Raw genomic sequence first — 17982 nt, forward strand, 5'->3', positions numbered from 1 at the left:
TACACTTAATCCCGACGGTTATGCCACGGATTTATGCGCATAAAGTCTTTACGCGGTCGTGCAGCCACGCCAGCGACGGATCATGCAGCCCGATCTGCGTCAGATGCGCTGCGGTGTTGAACAAATATTCGGTATTCGGCCCCATGCCGCCAACCGCGCCCGAGATGATCTGCGCCTGCTCTTCCAGCGGCAAGCCGCCGCAGTATTGGTCATGTTCTGCGTCAATCACATAGACCAAAGCCGCAACCGTGCGCCCGTCCTCTAGCTGCACATCCAGCGTTTTCTCTACATAAGCCGACGAGACAAGCTCGCGTTCGCGCAAATAGGCCAGCGTCGCCTCTTCGGTGCCCGGTGCCACGCGCAGCGCCATGCCATCGCAGGCCGTGCCGGTATCCGCATCCAGCGCCAGCACAAGTCCCGGACGTTCGACCGAGCCACGGTGGTGGATGGAGCGCATGCAGAAAGACCGCGCATACCCGGGCAACCGCCCGATCACGCTTTCCGCGACGTCAAACCCCGGTTTCCACAATAAGCTGCCGTAACCGAACACCCACATTGCCATGTCTCTGGTCCTTTATCATTGGCTTGTTTAAAGCTGCGCTATCGCAGGCGTTAATAAGGTGTTGGGTAAAATGGGCAAGGTCGTGTTGGTTATTGTCGTTCTGGCGGCGGTTTGGTGCGGATGGTGGGTCGCTGCCTCGTCCGGATTGCAGCGGGGCATCGCGAAACTGATCGAAACGCGCCGCGCAGCCGGGTGGCAGGCAGACGTGGGCGAAATGAAAAAGCAGGGCTTCCCCACGCGGTTGCACACCCGTCTGACCGATGTGACCCTGACCCCGCCGTCCCAAAGTGCCGGGCGCGGGATCGCCAGTGCCGTCGCGGCAAAGCGCATCGACATCTCTACCCCCGCATACTGGCCCGGATATGTCACCGTTGCCTCGCCCTATATCGAACTTGGCTTGTCCGGCCCCAACCTGCGCGCCATGTTGTCGGCCGAGGACGTGACCACCGATCTGCGCCTGCGCCCCAGTGTTTCAGGCCAGCTGGACCGGTTGACGCTGGACGGCGGTGCCTGGGTGCTTGACCTACCCGTCACCGGCCCTGTCGAGGGGCGCGGTCTGAACGTCAGCGCTGTGCAACAAACCGTCGGCCAGCCGATCTACGATCTGGCGCTGGACGCGCAGAACGTCACCCCCAGTGCCGCACTGCGCGGCCTATTCGGCCTGCCCGACGATTGGGCAGAGGCGTTTGACACCGTCACCGCCAAAGCGACCATCACCTTTGACCGGCTGTGGGACCGCAAGGCCCTTGGCCGGACCCGCCCCCAGCCCCGCGTGATCGACCTGCGTCACGCCGAGCTTGCCTGGGGCGACATTGCCCTGTCCCTGCGCGGTACAATTGCGGTCGCCGAAGACGGTCTGGCAACAGGGACATTGTCGGTCGCGGCACAAGATTGGCCGACGATGCTGACCATGGTTGAGAGCGCGGGATACATTCCCCCCAACTTCCGCCCCCAAGCGGAACAAATGCTGAAGGGGTTGGCGCAAATGTCGGGGAACACCGATGCGCTGGATCTGGACATCACCGTGAAGGACGGAAAGATGTCTATGGGTTTCATCCCCTTGGGCCGAGCACCCAAGATTATCCTGCGCTGAATTGCGTTAAATCAACGGCAATAGGTCCCCTTGCGATACCGCGCCGTGTCGAAATGAAAGTGATCCAGATGGAAACGGTTCGCTTTCGGGCCAAGCACGGTACCAAACGGCCCGCAGGCCCCCTTGTGCACCCGACGCATGGCCTTACGGCTGGCGGGGGCATTCCAGCCCTTTAACACACTGACCTCGGCTCCGCTGTGCATCTGGAAACCCGAGATATCGATCGCCCGCCCGCGCCCGTGTTCTGATATCTTGCCACCCGGCTGGTTGTTGCGCGTCCGGCAGGCGTAATGGGCGGCGACACGCAGCCCGCGCAGGCCACCCTGACCGGCAAAAGCGGGCTTTGCCGATTGATCAATCCATGTTTTCAATGCTTTGGCAGTCTTGCAGTCCATCACTGCCGCTTGGCTCAACCGTACGCCCGACACCGACTGGATCTGCACCGCATCGCTGACACCGCAGCCCTTGAGCTTGGGTTGCACGCGCCCGATCGCCTTGCCCTGAATGGAAATATCCCCGCATACCGCGCCCTTGGCCAGCAGGCGGCGTTTGGCCTTGGCCGCTTGTTCTAGCTTACGGCTGCGCTGGCTAGGCCGTAGCGAGGAGGCGATCCCGCCCGTGGCCGCTATCGCGCGTTTGGCACCCACATTGCGCGGTGGCGTGGCAATCGACCCTTGGGGTGTCAGCGCAGCACCCCCGGCCACGGCCGGCGGGCGCAAAGAGGTATCGGGGCCGGCCAGTGCGGCACCGGAAAGCAGCGCGTATATCAGCGCTGCCCGGATCATTTATTGCCGGGTTGGCGACCAAAGTTCGGCGCGTCCGTGTCCTGCCCCGCTTCGATAATACCGCGACGGATCGCGCGGGTACGGGTGAAGTAATCATGTAGATGATCGCCATCCCCCATACGGATCGCGCGCTGCAATGCGAAAAGCTCTTCCGTAAAGCGGCCCAAAATCTCGAGCGTGGCCTCCTTGTTGGTCAGGAAAACATCGCGCCACATGGTCGGATCGCTTGCCGCGATGCGGGTAAAGTCGCGAAAACCCGCGGCGGAATATTTGATCACTTCGCTATCGGTCACACGGCGCAGATCATCGGCCACGCCCACCATCGTATACGCGATCAAATGCGGCGCATGGCTGGTCACCGCAAGCACCAGATCGTGATGCTCCGCATCCATTTCCTCGACATTGGCACCCATACCATCCCAGAGGTTCCGCAACCGCGAGATCGCATTGGCGTTGGTGTCGGGCACAGGCACCAGCAGGCACCAGCGGTTGTCAAAAAGCTCTGCAAAGCCGCTGCGTGGGCCGGAGTGTTCGGTCCCCGCCAAAGGGTGTGCGGGGATGAAATGCACCCCGTCGGGCAGCAGTGGGCCCACTTGCGCGATCACATCCGCCTTGACCGACCCCACATCCGTCACCGTGCAGCCGGGCTTGAGATGCCCGGCCATCTCGGCCGCGACCGACCCCATGACGCCAACGGGTACACAAAGCACCACCAGATCCGCGTCTTTCACCGTCTTGGCAATGGAATCGCAGACCTCGTCGCACAGGCCAATCTCGCGGGCGGTGTCGCGGGTTTCGGCGCTGCGTGCAAAGCCCGACACATGGCCCGCAAGCCCGCCGCGCTTCATCGCCCAGAACATCGAAGAGGCGATCAGCCCCAAGCCGATCAGCGCGACTTTCTCATAAATTACGGGCATATCAGTCGCCTTTAAACTGTCGGATCGCATGCACCACGCGACGGCATGCGCTTTCATCGCCCACGGTGATCCGCAAGCAGGTCGGCAGCTGGTAGCCCGCCACGCGCCGCACGATCAACCCTTGGGTCTTGAGGTATTCATCACAGGCCTCGGCCTCGTCCTGCGACTTGAACCGCGCGAGGATGAAGTTCGCGCAAGACACATCAGACGGCACGCCGATCTCTGCCAGCGCATCAGCCATCCAACTGCGCCATTTGGCGTTCTCGCTCCGGCAATGGGCGGCGTAGCCGGTATCCTTGATCGCCGCCGTCGCCGCATTCAGCGCGGCTTGCGACAGGTTGAACGGCCCGCGCACACGATTCAGCACGTCGATAATATGCGCCGGTGCATAGCCCCAACCGATCCGCAGCCCGCCCAGACCGTAAAGCTTGGAGAACGTCCGCGTCATCACGATATTATCGTGGCTATCGACCAAAGCCGCGCCGCCGTCATAGCCTTCGACATATTCGGCATAGGCCCCGTCGAGCACCAGAATTGCCTGTTTGGGGATACCGGCGGCCAGACGTTCAATCTCGCTCAGCCCGATCATGGTGCCGGTGGGGTTGTTCGGGTTCGCAATGAACACCAGCCGCGTTTTGTCGGTGCACCCCGCGAGCAGCGCGTCCACATCCGTGACCCGTTCGTTTTCGGGCACCTCGACCGGGGTCGCCCCGTTGGCCAGCGCGGAGATCCGGTACATGCCAAAGCCGTGCACCGTGTGCAGCACCTCTGTCCCCTCGCCCGAGAACGCTTGGCACAAAAAGGCGATGATCTCGTCCGAGCCGGCCCCGCAAATGATGCGGTCAGCGTCCAGCCCGTGCACCTGCGCGATCGCCTGACGCAGCGCGGTATGATCAGAGGACGGATAGCGATGCAGATCATAGGACGCATCGCGGAACGCTTTGACGGCCGCGTCGGACGGGCCAAGCGGGTTCTCGTTCGAGCTGAGCTTGATCACGTTATCAAGCCCCGCCACATGGGACGCCCCGCCTTGATACAGCGCGATGTCCATAATGCCGGGTTGCGGGCGAATAGCGGTTGTCATCTGTCATGTCTCCTGTCGGGCGGACCATAAACGCGCGCCGTCGCCAGCGCCACTACGATCTTGTCCCAGCGTCATATGGCCCCGCGCTAAAGGCGCGTCACCAAACGCAAAAAGGGCCACGCCGGTCTTTCCAGCGTGGCCCCTTCGGCATTGATATGCGAGGAACCTTAGTTCTTCGCGTAGAATTCGACCACGAGGTTCGGTTCCATCATGACAGGGTATGGCACGTCGCCCAAAGCGGGGGTGCGCACGAATGTCGCTGTCATCTTGGAGTGATCTGCCTCGATGTAGTCAGGCACGTCACGCTCTGCCAGTTGCGTCGCTTCGAGCAGGGCAACCATTTGCTTGGAACGGTCACGCACTTCGATCACGTCGCCTTCTTTGACGCGGTAGGAAGGAATGTTAACCTTCTTGCCGTTCACTTTGACGTGGCCGTGGTTCACGAACTGGCGCGCAGCGAAAACGGTCGCGACAAATTTGGCGCGGTATACAACGGCGTCCAGGCGACGCTCCAGCAGACCGATCAGGTTTTCACCTGTGTCACCTTTTACACGCTCGGCTTCGCCGTAGATGCGGCGGAATTGCTTTTCGGTCAGATCGCCGTAGTAGCCTTTCAGCTTCTGCTTGGCGCGCAGCTGAATGCCGAAGTCGGACATTTTGCCCTTGCGGCGCTGACCGTGCTGGCCGGGGCCGTATTCACGACGGTTCACTGGGGACTTAGGACGGCCCCAGATGTTTTCGCCCATACGGCGGTCAATTTTGTGCTTGGCAGCTGTACGCTTAGTCACGGCTGTTCTCCTTTTTGAGGCCCCCGCAGGATTGCGACGGGCGGTAAAGGGCGTTGTCCTCTGGCCGAAGCCTGACAGGGTTCCCCTTGCGGGGTCCACCAACACCAATCAAGCGGCGCTTATACGGTGCTGCGGGATGGAGTCAATGCACGAACTTGGCCGAATTAGCCTCAAATCGTAGCTTATTAGGCAGTAGCGGCCGGGAAGTCCGTGAAAATGCGCATTTCGATGAACGCTCCGCCGCCCTACGTCATGTGACCCGCTGAACGTTGCCTTAAAATCGCCAAAATCGTTAACAAAAGGTTAAAGCGAGCACTATTAAGTTGAAAAGTTAACGATTGTCACGCAGCATCAAGGTGTTGAACGGTTTGAGGGGGCTAGTGTGACGCATAACATGGGCTATCGCGGCGGATACCGTTGGCATCCAATGCACTTCATCGGAACTCGTAATGCAGTTGTGGTGCGTAGCCTTCAAAGGCCACACGCATGAGAATCTTGGCCGTCGAGGACAACCAAGATCTGCGCAATTTGCTAGAAGAATATCTTCGGACGCAAGATCACGAATATGTCCGCACGGCCGCCTCCGGCAAGGAGGCGCTTGAAGTCATCCATAGCGCGCCGGTTATTTTCGACTGCCTACTGCTCGACATCCAGATGCCGGAAATGTCCGGCGTAGAGCTGATCCCCCACATCCGACAAATCGACGGGTACGAATTTGTGCCCATCATCATGCTCACCGGCGTGAAGAACAGCGAAAGCATCGCGAAATCCTTCGTGGCGGGCGCGTGGGACTATATCATCAAGCCGTTCGAGTTCTTCGACCTTGAGGCACGCATTCATGGTGCAGAAATGCGCAACGCCGAATTTGTCCGGCACCTGAAACGCCCGCATGAATCCCCCAACCAAGAGAATTTCGACGTTCTGAAAGAGCTCGCGCTCGACCGTCCGATGTCGCCCTCCGAGCTTTCCGAGAGCGGCCTTGTCCCGCAGGACGCCTTTGAAAACTGCATTATGCGCATGCAATCCGAGTTTGGTGGCGGCATGCAGATCGCTGTGATCGTGCTGCAGAACTTTGCGGATGTGCTTTCGCAGGTTCCGCAAGACCAGCGCGTCGAGTTTTCCGTCGGATTGGCACGCAGATTGACCGATGCGCTCAGCAGCCTGAACCTGATCGTGACATATCGATCAAACGGCATCTTCGCCGCGCTCTCGCCCGCGCTTAAAACGCAATCCACGCTCAATATTGCTGACGTGGTGAAGAACGCGGTCCAGACCTCGCCAGAGGCAGGATGTCATCGCGATATCGTGGTCAACGTCGACTACTGCCGCACCAAGGCATTCTCGACCAGCGGCGACACGATTGTGATGCTTGACCAACTCGCAAAGCGCCTAAGTACCGTTACCGCCTAACACGGCCACAGTGGCCTAGCCAGCGTCCCAGTCATGTTTGGGCATTTGCGCCACAGCCTGATGACGGGGACAGCACGTCAAATGGTCATTCACCATGCCCACAGCCTCCATGAACGCATAGACGATTGTCGGGCCGCAGAACTTAAACCCCCGTTTTTTCAAGTCAGCCGATATCTGCTTTGAAAGCGGCGTCCATGCGGGAACATCCGACTGACGCTCAAACCGGTTTTGCAGTGGCTCGAATCCCACGTATTTCCATAAATACCGATCAAATCCCTCCTTCTTTTCAATCTCTTGCCAAACGCGTGCATTTGTAATCGCCGCCTCTATCTTTCCGCGGTGGCGGATAATGCCGGGGTTGGCGAGCAAGCGTTCAACCTCGGCTTCGCCCCATATGGCGATGACGTTAGGGTCAAAACCGGCAAAAGCCTCGCGGAAATTCTCTCGCTTTTTAAGTATCGTGATCCAACTCAGCCCTGCCTGAAAGCCATCGAGGATCAGTTTTTCCCAAAGCGCGCGGCTGTCATACTCCGGCACACCCCAGTCAGTGTCATGATAATCCAGATAAATTTGCTCTGGCCCAGCCCAGTCACACCGCTGCATCCGCATCCCCTTCTCCGACGGATCTGGCCGGATGGCTAAAATTTGTACTGCATTGCCGCATTAACCCGGCGTTGCAAGTTTCCGCGCCAAGGTGACATGAGTACAGCGATAAATGGAAGCGCCACTTTGGAAGATATATCACCACACCCGCTCGCCGAGCTGCCCGAGGGGACGAAAAACCCGCTCGACTACGCGCTGACCCAACGCGACGGCAGCACGCTGGCCATGGTCAGGGCTGCTGTCGCGCATAATCAGACATTGATGGCTTACCAGCCCGTCATGCGGGACGCGGACGACCCCAAAATCGCCTTTTACGAGGGGTTTATTCGCATTCTGGATCCCACCGGTCGCGTCATCCCCGCCCGCGAATTCATGCCCGTGGTAGAGAAGACCCAGCTTGGCCGCGAGATTGATGTGCTGTCGCTCCATGCGGGGCTTGCCGCGCTGAGCGACAACAAAGGGTTACGCCTTTCAATCAACATGTCCGCGCGCTCTATCGGGTATGCGGGATGGACGACCCTTTTGAACCGGTGGCTGTCGCGCGACGGCACCATTGGCGAACGTCTCATCCTGGAAATTAGCGAAAAATCGGCGATGCAAATGCCCGAACTCGTCGCCAGCTTTATGGACCAGCTCCAGACACGGGGCGTTTGCTTTGCATTGGATAACTTTGGCTCTGACTACATCGCCATCCGTTATTTGAAAGAGATGTTCTTTGACATTCTGAAGATCGACGGGCAGTTCGCCCGCGGCGTAAGCGACCACCCCGACAATCGTGCAATCGTGTCGATCATGGTGTCGATCGCGCGCAACTTCGACATGATAACCGTCGCTGAACAGGTGGAAAATCAAGACGATGCATCCCTGCTTCTCGCGCTTGGGGTCGATTGCCAACAGGGCTTTCTGTATGGCGCACCAACCACCCAACCCTACTGGCAGAGCACGCCGGAAGAGCGCAAAAATGCGTAAGCGAACATGGCGCGATTGCCGCATGTGCAGCAATGGGATATGTCCAAACCATAGAAGACGGGGGAACGGGGAAACGCCGTATTATATTACCCCACGTCAGTAGTTCAGGGGAAGAACACATATGACCAACGTTGTCATCGCATCCGCAGCGCGCACGCCTGTAGGCAGCTTCAGCGGATCCTTTGCAAATACACCCGCGCACGATCTGGGCGCCGCGGTGCTGAAAGAGATCGTCGCCCGCGCAGGCATCGACCCTTCCGAGGTCAATGAAACAATTCTGGGTCAGGTTCTGACCGCCGCTCAGGGGCAAAACCCTGCCCGTCAGGCCCATGTGAATGCGGGTCTGCCCATCGAAAGTGCTGCATGGTCGATCAACCAGGTCTGCGGCTCCGGTCTGCGCGCGGTCGCTTTGGCAGCGCAGCACATCCAATTGGGCGACGCCGATATTGTGGCAGCCGGTGGTCAGGAAAACATGTCGATGAGCCCCCACGCACAAAATCTGCGTCCGGGTCAGAAAATGGGCGACATGCAACTTATCGATACGATGATCCGCGACGGCCTGTGGGATGCGTTCCACGGTTATCATATGGGTCAAACAGCTGAAAACGTTGCCGCTAAATGGGACATCAGCCGCGACGCCCAAGACGCATTCGCGGTGGCCTCGCAGAACAAAGCCGAAGCCGCCCAGAAGGCCGGTAAATTCCAGGACGAAATCGTGCCTTTCACCGTCAAAACCCGCAAGGGCGAGGTGGTTGTCGATCAAGATGAATACATCCGCCACGGTGCCACGATGGAAGCGATGCAGAAACTGCGCCCCGCCTTCACCAAAGACGGTTCCGTCACCGCAGCCAATGCGTCCGGGCTGAACGACGGGGCCGCTGGCGCATTGCTGATGTCCGCAGACAACGCCGAAAAGCGCGGCATCACACCTTTGGCGCGCATCGCGTCCTATGCGACCGTTGGCCTGGACCCGACGATCATGGGTGCTGGCCCGATCTATGCATCGCGTAAAGCGCTTGAGAAAGCGGGTTGGAAGGCCGAGGATCTGGACCTTGTCGAAGCCAACGAAGCGTTCGCGGCGCAGGCCTGCGCGGTCAACAAGGACATGGGGTGGGATCCATCGATCGTGAACGTAAACGGCGGTGCCATCGCAATCGGCCACCCCATCGGTGCCTCCGGCGCCCGCATCCTGAACACGCTTTTGTTCGAGATGCAGCGACGCGGCGCGAAAAAAGGCCTCGCGACCCTGTGCATCGGCGGTGGCATGGGCGTGGCCATGTGTCTTGAGCGCCCATAACGCTGTATAATCGATCAAGCCTGGCGCGTGTTCGGCAAGAACGCGCGCCACGCGAAAAACATCTGCTTTTTCCCTGCGTAAACTGTTGCAATGAATTTCAAGCCTGACTACAAATCCTCCACGTAATTAAATTACGAAATTAATAAGGCAAACGAAACAACATTGCCTTAAGGGGAGAGATTTATGTCACGTGTTGCACTTGTAACAGGGGGAAGCCGCGGGATCGGGGCGGCTATTTCCACAGCTTTGAAAGACGCCGGATACACCGTCGCGGCAACATATGCCGGGAACGACGAGGCAGCCGCGCAGTTTACAGAAACCACGGGCATCAAAACCTACAAGTGGAACGTCGCCGACTATGACGACTCCAAAGCCGGGATTGCAAAAGTCGAAGAAGACTTAGGCCCGATTGACGTGGTCGTAGCAAACGCAGGTATCACCCGCGACGCCCCTTTCCACAAGATGACGCCCGACCAGTGGAACGAAGTGGTTGGCACCAATTTGACGGGTGTTTTCAATACGATCCACCCGGTTTGGCCTGGCATGCGCGAACGCAAGTTTGGTCGGATCGTCGTCATCAGCTCGATCAACGGGCAGAAAGGTCAGTTCGCCCAGGTGAACTATGCCGCGACCAAAGCAGGCGATCTGGGCATTGTGAAGTCACTCGCGCAGGAAGGCGCGCGTGCCAATATTACCGCGAATGCGATCTGCCCCGGCTATATTGCGACGGATATGGTGATGGCGGTGCCCGAGAAGGTGCGCGACTCTATCGTGGCGCAAATCCCGACCGGCCGCTTGGGCGAACCCGAAGAAATCGCCCGCGCGGTTGTATTCCTAGTCAGTGATGACGCGGGCTTTATCAACGGGTCCACGATCACCGCGAATGGTGCACAGCATCTGGTCTAAACGGCCTACCTGAACGCAAAAGGCCAGCGCATTTCGCGCTGGCCTTTTTGTCGGCGGCCCACCAATGGGCACGCCAACGGAATTGAAATCTATCAGGCGGAAAGCCGGGTAATTTCCTCTTTCAAGCGCAGCTTTTCCTTCTTCATATTCGCAACCTTTAGCCCGTCCATACTCGGCGATCGTTGGGCCTGTTCTACAGCGTCACTCATTGCCAAATGCTTCCGTTTCAGAGCATCCAGATGTGCGTCAAAAGCCATGTAACTCTCCTTAGGTTATGTTGCGTAGAATGATTGAAGCACGAAATATTCCACCTGTCACGCGGCAGCGCAGCAAAACTATCGACAAGTTGAGATATCGGCGAGAGGCTGCTTAGAATGGCAGCGCTGCGCCCTCGCGCAGGACCGCTCGTATTTCGGGCACATAGCTGTCGCCGTCGCTTAAATGTTGTGCGCCTTCGTGCATGATAAGGGGCGCGTTCAAGCGAAACGCCCCCCGCCCGCTTTTGCGCGCACGCAGGATGACCAGTTCAGCCATGCGACCGATGCGCGGTGCGATCGGCAGCACCTCTATGCTGCCCATATCATGGGGTAGCGCGCGGATCAGATCGGGCAGGCGTTCCGCTCGATGGATAAAATGCGCCTGCCCTTTCGGGGCAAGGCGTTTGGCCGCGATCTTGACCCAGGTTTCCAACGGGGTCGCTTCACCCAAGGCGGTTTCACGACCGCTATTTGTCGCAGCGACAGAGGCATGCCGATCAAAATACGGCGGGTTGGCAAGAACGTGGTCAAATTGTCGCTGCCGCAGGGCCAGCGGCATGGCATCAATGTCGGCCTCGACCACTTCAAATGCTGGATTATTACGCCGTGCAAGCGCGGCATAGGCAGGCTGGATCTCGACCCCCGTCAGCTGCAAGCCCGGCACCCGCGCGCCCAGACAAAGCGACGCCGCCCCGACCCCGCAGCCCAGCTCTAGCACGCGCTGACCGGCCTGCGCCGGAACCGTTGCAGCCAATAAAACAGGGTCGACGCCCGCACGGTAGCCTTTACGCGGCTGCCACAAATGCAGTTTGCCGCCCAGAAACGCATCCCGCGTGAGCGCGTCGGGGTCAAAGACGTCCACAGCGGTTACTTGGGCAACCCGGTGGGGATGTCGTTGTCACGCAACACCCGCGTTGCGGCGGTGTGATCGTCGTCGTGCACCATCAAGCGGCGGGGGAAAATGCCGATCCCGCCTTCAAGCACGCTCATGTTTACGTCCAGCGGAAAGCAGTCTATATCCTCGCCCTGAAGAAGGGCGCTGGCAAAGGCGATTATTGTCGGATCGGTTGTGCGCAAAAGTTCCTTCATAACAGAGATGTAAGGGCAATCGACGTTGATTGTCGAGCCTTCCAATTAAGGTCGTGTAAATGACGAGCGAAAACACCCAGAAACCACATGACCGGATGGCGGCCTATCTTAACGTGGATATGACCGCGGTGAACGATCTGATCCGCGACCGCATGGCGTCAGAACATGCGCCGCGCATCCCCGAGGTCACGGCCCATCTGGTAGAGGCAGGCGGCAAGCGGCTGCGCCCGATGCTGACCCTCGCTGCGGCGCGTCTGTGCGGCTATGACGGCCCCTACCACGTGCACCTTGCCGCCACGGTAGAATTCATTCACACCGCGACCCTGCTGCACGACGATGTGGTCGATGAAAGCGCGCAGCGTCGCGGGCGGCCGACGGCCAACTTGCTGTGGGATAACAAATCTTCGGTGCTGGTGGGCGATTACCTTTTCGCGCGCAGCTTCCAGCTGATGACCGAGACGAATAACATGCGCGTGCTGGCGATCCTTGCCAATGCCTCCGCTACGATTGCCGAGGGCGAGGTGCTGCAACTGACCGCCGCGCAGAATCTGGCCACGGATGAAGGCATCTACCTACAGGTCGTGCGCGGGAAGACGGCGGCGCTGTTTTCGGCGGCGACGCAGGTGGGCGGGGTGATTGCCACGGCCCCTGACGCACAGGTTCAGGCACTGTTTGATTATGGTGATGCCTTGGGGATCGCGTTCCAGATTGTCGACGATCTGCTGGACTACCAAGGCGACCCGAATGCCACCGGCAAGAACATCGGTGATGACTTCCGCGAGCGTAAGCTGACCCTGCCCGTGATCAAGGCGATCGCCAAAGGCGACGCGACCGGACGTGCCTTCTGGACCCGCACCATCGAGAAGGGCAAGCAGGAGGACGGCGATCTTGAACACGCTCTGTCGCTGCTGAATGCACATGGCACTCTGGATGAAACCAAGGCAGAGGCGCTGGCATGGGCGGAACAGGCCAAGACTGCGCTGAACTCCCTGCCGGACCACGAGCTGACGCAGATGCTGCGCGATCTGGCCGACTACGTCGTTGCGCGTATTAGCTAATCGCCCCCCCCATTGGGGCGCGTCGAAGCTACCCCAGCATCGGTGCGGCGGTGACCCACCATCCGGGCTGTGCCGCCGCAATACGCATGACGGCGCGCTGCGCCAGTGCTTCGGTCTCGTAAAGGCCAAAGCAGGTCGCACCAGAGCCCGACATACGCGCCAGCAGCGCGTCCTGTAGGCTGCCCAGACACTCTGCCACCTCTGGCACCACCTGGATCGCCGGTGCCTCCAGATCGTTGCGCTGTGTGGCCAGCCAGGCGGCGAACGCAGGCGCGCTGGTGAATGCGGGCAGCTCTTTGGGCATGGGCGCGTTGGCGCGGGATTCGAGCCTTGAGAAGACCTCGGGCGTGGCGGCGGATTTATTCGGGTTGATCAGCACCAGCCAGCAGGGCGGCAGCTTGGGCGCGGGCGTCAAACGCTCGCCGATCCCCTCCATCCGCTGCGGGGTGTCATGCAGGCAAACCGGAACATCGGCTCCCAGTCGCGCCACATCCTCGGGCACCGGCAGCCCCCAATGCGCCGAGAGCAAGCGCAGCGCCGTGGCCGCATCCGCTGATCCTCCGCCGATCCCTGCCGCGGCGGGGAGGTTTTTCGTCAGATGCAACCGCGCCCCCCTGCCCGCGCCCGCGTCCAGCAGCCTTGCCGCACGCACCACGAGGTTGCGGTCATCATGGGGGGCGGCACCGCCATAGGGACCATCGAGAAACAGCTCAAGCTGGTCAGAGGGAGATACCGCGATCCGGTCGCCCACGCCGGCGCGCACCACAAGACTATCCAGCAGATGGTAGCCATCGCTGCGCTGCCCAGTGACATGCAGGGTCAGGTTCACCTTGGCCCAGGCGAAACCCGCGTTGGCAACCCCGAGGGCAGCGGCTTGGGTCGTCATTTCTCGGCAGAGGCTTTGCTGAGCGGCTCGGCCCCTTCTTCGGCCAATACCGCGTCCAGTCCCACCTCGAGTTTGCGGCGCATGCGGTCGGGATCGGCCTCGCTGTCTTTGTCTTCTGGATCCACAAACGATAGCGCCCGACGCCATTGGAATTCAGCCTCGCGTTGACGGCCAACGGACCAGTAAACGTCGCCCAGATGGTCGTTGACCACCGGATCAACGGCGACCAGTTCAACGGCCCTTTCCATCTGGTCGACGGCCTCTTCGTAGCGGCCCAAACGATACAAGACCCAGCCCAGTGAATCGACGATATAGCCTGATTCAGGGCTCGCTGCGACGGCGCGTTCGATCATGTTCAACGCTTCGTCCAGATTGCGCCCCTGTTCCACCAGCGAATAGCCGAGGTAGTTCAGCACCTGAGGCTGATCGGGGTTGATCTTGAGAGCGGCGCGAAAATCGCGTTCGGATGCCTCGCCATTGCCAGAGCGTTCTTCGGCAATGCCGCGGGCGTAATACAGCACCCAGCGTTGCGGATTGCTGTCGGGTGTCAGCTCTATCGCGCGGTCATAGGATTTAATTGCGGCCTTGAAGTTGTCCTGCGCCCGCAACGCATCGCCCAAGGCGGAATGGACCGACGGCAATGTGCCGTGGCTGCGGGTCAACTGTTGCAGAACCTCGATCGCCTGTTCCGGTTTGTTCGACCGTCGCAGCGCCGCCGCACGCCCGAGTTCGGCTGCGTGATAGGCGGGGTTGTCGGCGGGTACGTCCTGCAGCTCCTCGATCGCAAGCTCGTACTGGCCGATGTTTTCCAGCAGATCCGCGGTCAGTAGCAGATCGTCGATATGATCGGGTCGCAGGTAACGCGCGATGCGCGAATAAAGCAGCACATAGTAGTCACCGGCACTTTCATTGCGCAGCACGGCCGCGAAGGTAAAGAAGACTTCGGCAATGCCTGCCTTGGCATCGGGGATCTGGGTAAAGGCGACCTGCCCTTCCCCCTGTAAGGCGGCGACCAACCCGTCAAGTTCGGGGTCGCTGCTGGCCCCGAAACTATCTGTCAGCAGCGCAAGCGCCTGTTCATTTCGCCCGAGCTGGCCAAGGATTTCCGCCCGCGCGATCACACCGCGCCGTGTCTGCCCTGCCGATCCCGCCTGGTTCGAAGCAAAGATCGCCTCCGCCCCTTCGTAATCGCCGACCGACGCCAGTGCCAAAGCCTTGTGATACAGCACGAACCCCTGCATGCCGGCTTCTTTGCTCAGATCGTCGAACTGGGTGATGGCGGCGGTCATGTCGCCCACGCCCACATGCGCCCAGGCCTTGACCAAACCGTCCACCCAAGGGCCGATCCCGCCCTCGTCTGCGGATTGTTCGATCAGGCCCGCATAGTTTTCTTCCTGCGCCATGCCAGCGGTTGTCACGAGATAGGCGATCTGCCCGGGCTGGTCCGACGCGGCCATAATGCGCGCCAAAGGCAGGGCGCGGTCGATATCCCCTAGCGAGAGCAGCGCCAGAACCGTGCTTTCAAGGAATTCGGGGTTCTTGGGATCAAGCGCCAGCGCCTCGCCATAATACTTGGCGGATTCCGCAAAATCACTGCGCACCGCAGCATGCCGACCGGCAAGATAGGCCCCCGCCGCCGATTGCGCCTGTACGGGCATTGCAACGGCTCCGGTCAGCGCCAAAACGCTTGCGGTCAACAGAAGGTTACGGATCATACTGGCACGCCTCATTTGTATTTGGCGCAAGGCTAACAGGTTCACGACCAAGCGCAATGCCGCCTATCCAAAGGGACATCCCGCTTATCCTCTATCGGCGGAACCTTGCATGAAAAAAGGCGCGCCGCAGCACGCCTTTGATCGATTTCATCCAGTAAGTGATGCTTACACCTTAGGCCCGCAAGCGACGCTTACATATTAGGCCCGTAAGCGACGCTTACATATTAGGATAGTTCGGGCCATCCCCACCCTGCGGCGTGGTCCAGACGATATTCTGCGTCGGATCCTTGATGTCGCAGGTCTTGCAGTGCACGCAGTTCTGGAAGTTGATGACAAAGCGCGGGTCCTTGCCGTCTTCCTCGACGAATTCATACACGCCGGCCGGGCAATACCGCGCCGAGGGGCCAGCGTATTCCGGCAGGTTGATGTTCACCGGCACCGACGGATCCTTCAGCGTCAAATGCGCGGGCTGGCTTTCGTCGTGGTTGGTGAATGAAAACGCCACGTTGGTCAGACGGTCAAAGCTGAGCTTGCCATCGGGCTTGGGGTAGTCGATCTTCTTGTGCTTGTCAGCCTTTTCGGTCGCTTCAGCATCGGATTTACCATGCCCCAGCGTCCCCAGCAGCGAGAAGCCGAAGGTATTGGTCCACATGTCGAACCCACCCACGGCGAGCGAGGTCACAAGGCCGTACTTGCTCCACAACGGTTTGACGTTGCGCACTTTTTTCAGGTCTTTGCCGATCTCGCCGCTGCGGACATCTTCCTCGTAGGCGGTCAGCTCGTCACCGGCGCGGCCCGCCTGGATCGCGTCATAGGCCGCTTCGGCGGCAGCTTTGCCCGACAGCATCGCGTTGTGGTTGCCCTTGATGCGCGGCACGTTGACCATGCCCACCGAACAGCCCAGCAACGCCACACCGGGTGCGACCATCTTGGGCATCGACTGGTAGCCGCCTTCGGTGATGGCGCGTGCGCCGTAGGCCACACGCTTGCCGCCTTTCAGCAGCTCGGCCACCATCGGGTGGTGCTTGAAGCGCTGGAATTCCATGTAGGGGAAGACATGCGGGTTTTTGTAGCCAAGGTGGACAACGAAACCGACGTACACCTGGTTGTTTTCGATGTGATAGATGAACGACCCGCCGCCCGCGTTGCTGTTCAAAGGCCAGCCCATCGTGTGGGTCACGGTGCCCTCTTTGTGCTTGGCGGGGTCGATCTCCCAGATTTCTTTCATGCCAAGGCCGTATTTCTGCGGCTCTTTTCCGGCGTCCAGATCGTATTTCGCAATCACCTGCTTGGACAGGCTGCCGCGCACGCCTTCGGACAGGAAGACGTATTTGCCGTGCAGTTCCATACCGGGCTCATAGCCGTCGCCCTTGGTGCCATCGGCGCTGATGCCGAATTCACCGGCCACAACGCCTTTGATCTCGCCATTGTCGCCATAGACCAGTTCGGAGCACGCCATACCGGGGAAAATCTCGACCCCCAGCTCTTCGGCCTGTTCTGCCATCCAGCGGCAGACATTGGCCATGGAAACGATGTAGTTCCCGTGGTTGTTCATCAGCGGTGGCATGGGGAAGTTCGGCACCCGGATTTTACCCGCCTCGCCCAGCATGTAAAAGTTGTCTTCCTCGACCTTGGTCTTGATCGGCGCGCCTTTTTCCTTCCAGTCGGGCATCAGGGCGTCCAGACCGATCGGGTCCAGAACCGCACCCGACAGGATATGCGCCCCCACCTCAGAGCCCTTTTCCAGCACGACCACATTGCAGTCGGCGTCGAGTTGTTTCAGACGGATCGCGGCGGACAGACCGGCAGGGCCCGCACCGACGATAACGACGTCATATTCCATTGCTTCGCGTTCAACTTCGGCCATTTGGGGCTCCTCTTCGGGCAGAAAACGGTTTGGATTTCGCTAAACCAGCACGGTCGCTATTGCAATCGCAACACAGCGTAAATTAGCGCACCCACGACAGTTTGCATCTTAAATGTTGCAGGTGCAGCAATATTGTTTCGCATCGCAAAATGCTAGCCGCGCCGATCTCCCATTAGATAGCGCGGCCCCTGCCCTTTCTCTCCCGCACGGTCTTGAGGGTTATAAAGCGCACAGGCCTGTAGGCTCAGGCAACCGCATCCGATACATCCATCTAGGTCGTCACGCAGGCGGGTCAACGTCGCGATCCGGTCGTCCAGCGTTGTACGAAACGCCTGGCTGATACGCGCCCAGTCCTCTTTGGTGGGGGTGCGCCCATCTGGCAGGCGGTCCAGCTCTTGCTTGATCTGCGGCAAGGTAAAGCCGAATTGCTGCGCGATCATCACAAAGCTCAGCCGCCTCAGATCGGCACGCTCGAACCGCCGCTGCCCGCCGCTGTTGCGCCACGGTTTGATCAACCCTTGCGCCTCGTAATAGCGGATGGCGGACACCGCCAAGCCTGTGCGCCGCGCCAATGCGCCAATCGACAACCCGTCATTCACCGCCATAGACATTCCCCGAAATAATCCTTGACCTAAAGTTAGGTTTAGAAATTACACACCATAGGGTCAACGTCAGAAACACGAAAGGAAGACCCGA

19 protein-coding genes are annotated in these 17982 nt (G+C 59.7%); 6 read left to right on the top strand and 13 right to left on the bottom strand.

What is annotated here, in order from left to right; translation table 11 throughout:
* Nucleotides 1-31 precede the first annotated feature (31 nt).
* Entirely contained in the window at nucleotides 32-562 is a 531-nt protein-coding gene (locus ACNQ62_RS11420) for a gamma-glutamylcyclotransferase (RefSeq protein ID WP_005849587.1), read from the bottom strand.
* A 70-nt stretch (nucleotides 563-632) separates the two neighbouring features.
* On the opposite strand from ACNQ62_RS11420, the gene ACNQ62_RS11425 reads away from it, so the two are divergent.
* On the top strand, nucleotides 633-1655 hold the full coding sequence (locus tag ACNQ62_RS11425; RefSeq protein ID WP_418094911.1) for a DUF2125 domain-containing protein: 1023 nt from the start codon (nucleotides 633-635) through the stop codon (nucleotides 1653-1655).
* Nucleotides 1656-1666: 11 nt separating this feature from the next.
* Here ACNQ62_RS11425 and ACNQ62_RS11430 read toward each other — a convergent pair whose 3' ends face one another.
* From ACNQ62_RS11430 to rpsD, 4 genes are all read right to left on the bottom strand, one after another.
* Nucleotides 1667-2440 (bottom strand): extensin family protein, encoded by a 774-nt coding sequence (locus ACNQ62_RS11430; protein ID WP_418094912.1) that lies wholly within the window; start codon nucleotides 2438-2440, stop codon nucleotides 1667-1669.
* Nucleotides 2437-3357 carry a prephenate/arogenate dehydrogenase family protein gene (locus tag ACNQ62_RS11435; RefSeq protein ID WP_005849593.1) on the bottom strand — a complete coding sequence of 307 codons (921 nt, stop codon included), beginning with the start codon at nucleotides 3355-3357 and terminating at the stop codon, nucleotides 2437-2439. The genes ACNQ62_RS11430 and ACNQ62_RS11435 overlap by 4 nt, the downstream gene beginning before the upstream one ends.
* A 1-nt stretch (nucleotide 3358) precedes the next feature.
* Entirely contained in the window at nucleotides 3359-4441 is a 1083-nt protein-coding gene (gene hisC / locus ACNQ62_RS11440) for a histidinol-phosphate transaminase (protein ID WP_005849595.1), read from the bottom strand.
* Nucleotides 4442-4608: 167 nt separating this feature from the next.
* Nucleotides 4609-5229 (bottom strand): 30S ribosomal protein S4, encoded by a 621-nt coding sequence (rpsD, locus tag ACNQ62_RS11445; RefSeq protein WP_005849596.1) that lies wholly within the window; start codon nucleotides 5227-5229, stop codon nucleotides 4609-4611.
* Between the two features lie 486 nt (nucleotides 5230-5715).
* On the opposite strand from rpsD, the gene ACNQ62_RS11450 reads away from it, so the two are divergent.
* Nucleotides 5716-6639, top strand: coding sequence for a response regulator (locus ACNQ62_RS11450; RefSeq protein WP_418094913.1), 924 nt, complete (start codon nucleotides 5716-5718; stop codon nucleotides 6637-6639).
* A 15-nt stretch (nucleotides 6640-6654) separates the two neighbouring features.
* Here ACNQ62_RS11450 and ACNQ62_RS11455 read toward each other — a convergent pair whose 3' ends face one another.
* The gene (locus ACNQ62_RS11455) at nucleotides 6655-7242 is read right to left on the bottom strand and encodes a DNA-3-methyladenine glycosylase I (protein WP_418094914.1); all 588 of its coding nucleotides are present in this window, start codon (nucleotides 7240-7242) and stop codon (nucleotides 6655-6657) included.
* Between the two features lie 126 nt (nucleotides 7243-7368).
* On the opposite strand from ACNQ62_RS11455, the gene ACNQ62_RS11460 reads away from it, so the two are divergent.
* The 3 genes from ACNQ62_RS11460 to phbB all read left to right on the top strand — a co-directional run bounded on the left by ACNQ62_RS11460 (nucleotide 7369) and on the right by phbB (nucleotide 10414).
* Nucleotides 7369-8211, top strand: a complete 843-nt coding sequence (locus ACNQ62_RS11460) for an EAL domain-containing protein (RefSeq protein WP_418094915.1) — start codon at nucleotides 7369-7371, stop codon at nucleotides 8209-8211.
* A 121-nt stretch (nucleotides 8212-8332) separates the two neighbouring features.
* Nucleotides 8333-9508 (top strand): acetyl-CoA C-acetyltransferase, encoded by a 1176-nt coding sequence (locus tag ACNQ62_RS11465; RefSeq protein WP_005849602.1) that lies wholly within the window; start codon nucleotides 8333-8335, stop codon nucleotides 9506-9508.
* 183 nt (nucleotides 9509-9691) lie between these two features.
* Nucleotides 9692-10414, top strand: a complete 723-nt coding sequence (phbB, locus tag ACNQ62_RS11470) for an acetoacetyl-CoA reductase (protein WP_005849603.1) — start codon at nucleotides 9692-9694, stop codon at nucleotides 10412-10414.
* A gap of 92 nt (nucleotides 10415-10506) precedes the next feature.
* On the opposite strand, the gene ACNQ62_RS11475 is transcribed toward phbB, so the two are convergent.
* The 3 genes from ACNQ62_RS11475 to ACNQ62_RS11485 form a co-directional block, all read right to left on the bottom strand.
* The gene (locus ACNQ62_RS11475) at nucleotides 10507-10671 is read right to left on the bottom strand and encodes a YdcH family protein (RefSeq protein WP_005849604.1); all 165 of its coding nucleotides are present in this window, start codon (nucleotides 10669-10671) and stop codon (nucleotides 10507-10509) included.
* 112 nt (nucleotides 10672-10783) lie between these two features.
* Nucleotides 10784-11533 carry a tRNA1(Val) (adenine(37)-N6)-methyltransferase gene (locus ACNQ62_RS11480; protein WP_009825220.1) on the bottom strand — a complete coding sequence of 250 codons (750 nt, stop codon included), beginning with the start codon at nucleotides 11531-11533 and terminating at the stop codon, nucleotides 10784-10786.
* Between the two features lie 5 nt (nucleotides 11534-11538).
* Nucleotides 11539-11760 (bottom strand): DUF2007 domain-containing protein, encoded by a 222-nt coding sequence (locus tag ACNQ62_RS11485; protein WP_037944781.1) that lies wholly within the window; start codon nucleotides 11758-11760, stop codon nucleotides 11539-11541.
* A 59-nt stretch (nucleotides 11761-11819) separates the two neighbouring features.
* Between ACNQ62_RS11485 and ACNQ62_RS11490 the strand changes: the two genes are divergently transcribed.
* Nucleotides 11820-12818 (top strand): polyprenyl synthetase family protein, encoded by a 999-nt coding sequence (locus ACNQ62_RS11490; protein ID WP_418094916.1) that lies wholly within the window; start codon nucleotides 11820-11822, stop codon nucleotides 12816-12818.
* A gap of 28 nt (nucleotides 12819-12846) precedes the next feature.
* Here the strand turns inward: ACNQ62_RS11490 and ACNQ62_RS11495 are convergent, their stop codons facing one another.
* The 4 genes from ACNQ62_RS11495 to soxR all read right to left on the bottom strand — a co-directional run bounded on the left by ACNQ62_RS11495 (nucleotide 12847) and on the right by soxR (nucleotide 17891).
* Entirely contained in the window at nucleotides 12847-13704 is an 858-nt protein-coding gene (locus ACNQ62_RS11495; protein WP_418094917.1) for a 4-(cytidine 5'-diphospho)-2-C-methyl-D-erythritol kinase, read from the bottom strand.
* On the bottom strand, nucleotides 13701-15419 hold the full coding sequence (locus ACNQ62_RS11500) for a tetratricopeptide repeat protein (RefSeq protein WP_037944784.1): 1719 nt from the start codon (nucleotides 15417-15419) through the stop codon (nucleotides 13701-13703). Before ACNQ62_RS11500 ends, ACNQ62_RS11495 begins: the two co-directional genes overlap by 4 nt.
* A 217-nt stretch (nucleotides 15420-15636) precedes the next feature.
* Nucleotides 15637-17286: an electron transfer flavoprotein-ubiquinone oxidoreductase gene (locus tag ACNQ62_RS11505; protein ID WP_005849615.1), complete on the bottom strand. Its 1650-nt coding sequence runs from the start codon at nucleotides 17284-17286 to the stop codon at nucleotides 15637-15639.
* A 152-nt stretch (nucleotides 17287-17438) separates the two neighbouring features.
* Nucleotides 17439-17891, bottom strand: a complete 453-nt coding sequence (gene soxR / locus ACNQ62_RS11510; protein WP_418095014.1) for a redox-sensitive transcriptional activator SoxR — start codon at nucleotides 17889-17891, stop codon at nucleotides 17439-17441.
* Nucleotides 17892-17982: the final 91 nt, after the last annotated feature.

The sequence above is a fragment of the Sulfitobacter sp. SBS6 genome (assembly GCF_048285585.1).
GTDB classification, from domain to species: domain Bacteria; phylum Pseudomonadota; class Alphaproteobacteria; order Rhodobacterales; family Rhodobacteraceae; genus Sulfitobacter; species Sulfitobacter pontiacus.

Coding starts and splice junctions, on each gene's coding strand:
- ACNQ62_RS11495 (WP_418094917.1), bottom strand. CDS start 13,704: ATGACGACCCAAGCCGCTGCCCTCGGGGTTGCCAACGCGGGTTTCGCC.
- ACNQ62_RS11420 (WP_005849587.1), bottom strand. CDS start 562: ATGGCAATGTGGGTGTTCGGTTACGGCAGCTTATTGTGGAAACCGGGG.
- ACNQ62_RS11425 (WP_418094911.1), top strand. CDS start 633: ATGGGCAAGGTCGTGTTGGTTATTGTCGTTCTGGCGGCGGTTTGGTGC.
- ACNQ62_RS11450 (WP_418094913.1), top strand. CDS start 5,716: ATGAGAATCTTGGCCGTCGAGGACAACCAAGATCTGCGCAATTTGCTA.
- ACNQ62_RS11500 (WP_037944784.1), bottom strand. CDS start 15,419: ATGATCCGTAACCTTCTGTTGACCGCAAGCGTTTTGGCGCTGACCGGA.
- soxR (WP_418095014.1), bottom strand. CDS start 17,891: ATGGCGGTGAATGACGGGTTGTCGATTGGCGCATTGGCGCGGCGCACA.
- ACNQ62_RS11485 (WP_037944781.1), bottom strand. CDS start 11,760: ATGAAGGAACTTTTGCGCACAACCGATCCGACAATAATCGCCTTTGCC.
- ACNQ62_RS11465 (WP_005849602.1), top strand. CDS start 8,333: ATGACCAACGTTGTCATCGCATCCGCAGCGCGCACGCCTGTAGGCAGC.
- phbB (WP_005849603.1), top strand. CDS start 9,692: ATGTCACGTGTTGCACTTGTAACAGGGGGAAGCCGCGGGATCGGGGCG.
- hisC (WP_005849595.1), bottom strand. CDS start 4,441: ATGACAACCGCTATTCGCCCGCAACCCGGCATTATGGACATCGCGCTG.
- ACNQ62_RS11430 (WP_418094912.1), bottom strand. CDS start 2,440: ATGATCCGGGCAGCGCTGATATACGCGCTGCTTTCCGGTGCCGCACTG.
- ACNQ62_RS11475 (WP_005849604.1), bottom strand. CDS start 10,671: ATGGCTTTTGACGCACATCTGGATGCTCTGAAACGGAAGCATTTGGCA.
- ACNQ62_RS11435 (WP_005849593.1), bottom strand. CDS start 3,357: ATGCCCGTAATTTATGAGAAAGTCGCGCTGATCGGCTTGGGGCTGATC.
- ACNQ62_RS11490 (WP_418094916.1), top strand. CDS start 11,820: ATGACGAGCGAAAACACCCAGAAACCACATGACCGGATGGCGGCCTAT.
- ACNQ62_RS11455 (WP_418094914.1), bottom strand. CDS start 7,242: ATGCAGCGGTGTGACTGGGCTGGGCCAGAGCAAATTTATCTGGATTAT.
- ACNQ62_RS11505 (WP_005849615.1), bottom strand. CDS start 17,286: ATGGCCGAAGTTGAACGCGAAGCAATGGAATATGACGTCGTTATCGTC.